Source organism: Mycobacterium sp. NGS34, assembly GCF_059812845.1.
Window position 1 is genome coordinate 1 of record NZ_JCALDM010000058.1, and the last position, 1,016, is coordinate 1,016.

Annotated in this window: 1 pseudogene; it reads right to left on the bottom strand. The window is 63.4% G+C overall.

The features are described from left to right. Positions 1 to 478: 478 nt before the first annotated feature. Positions 479 to 805, bottom strand: a pseudogene (locus tag AC5Y7V_RS31375) (transposase); the annotation flags it as partial. Positions 806 to 1,016 lie beyond the last annotated feature (211 nt).

The following is a 1,016-nucleotide window of genomic DNA, read 5'->3' on the forward strand; positions in this document are numbered from 1 at the left end:
CACCGTCCGCCACCGGAATGGGCCTGCGGCACGGACGGTCTGCGGCTCTACAAGCCCGGGCGCACCTCCCGATCGACGCAGCCAAATACGAAACGGCAGCTTTCAAGGCCGCGTTCTCCACGGCCCGGTCTTTGGTTTCAACAACACCGACCGTCAGTGCCCCTGCCCGGCCGAGACATCAACCATGCTTAACTGCGAAGGGCCCTTAAAGCGACCCCGTACTGCTCCGGCAGTACTTTCCAAAGGGCACGGACCTGAACGTGTGGAGTTAGACCAGCTCGATGACGTCTGCGACGGACTCAACGACAGGCCCCGAGCATGTCTCAACGACCGCTCGCCACGGGCAGCCATGCAACGATTAGGACACCGGATGCAAACACATCTAATTCGCAACGTTCACTAGAAACCGCCCCGTATATCGGGGGCTGATCCTCGGCGCCAACGCAGCACGGGACCTTCGCAGCAGGGCCTATCGGCACCCCTCCCGGTCCCGCGGAACGTCGATCTGCACCGGGCCTGTCGTCTCCGTCAGCACGGTCTGGGACCGCGTTCCGTTGCGCGAGTTGGCAGTATCCTTCGCCGCCGTGTCGTGCCGTTCATAACCGAGGTGCTCGGTCAGTTCCTCGTCCAGGGCGGTTTCGATGACGGTCTTGGTCAGCTGCTTGAGCAGTCCGTCAGGACCGGCCAGGGACAGCCCCTGCTCCCTCGCCATCCTGACCAGCTCGCGGGCAGCCTCGGCCTCGGATTTCTCTGTCAGTTCGTCAACGGTTTTCGTACTCGGCACAGCCTCAAGTGTTGCGGCCATATCGGGCTCCTTCCCGCCAGGCTTGCCGCCCCGGCGTGTCGAGCCGGATACACCGTTAATTCCCCAGTCCCTGCCCGGGCAGCACGCCGCTGAAGAAGGCGAGGTTCCTGAAGGTCACCGGCGCCGAGAAGATGTCCGCAGCAGCGGTGATCGGCGCGTATCACGACCTGTGGCAGGTTGAGGCGTCCTTCCGCATGACCAAGTCCGATCT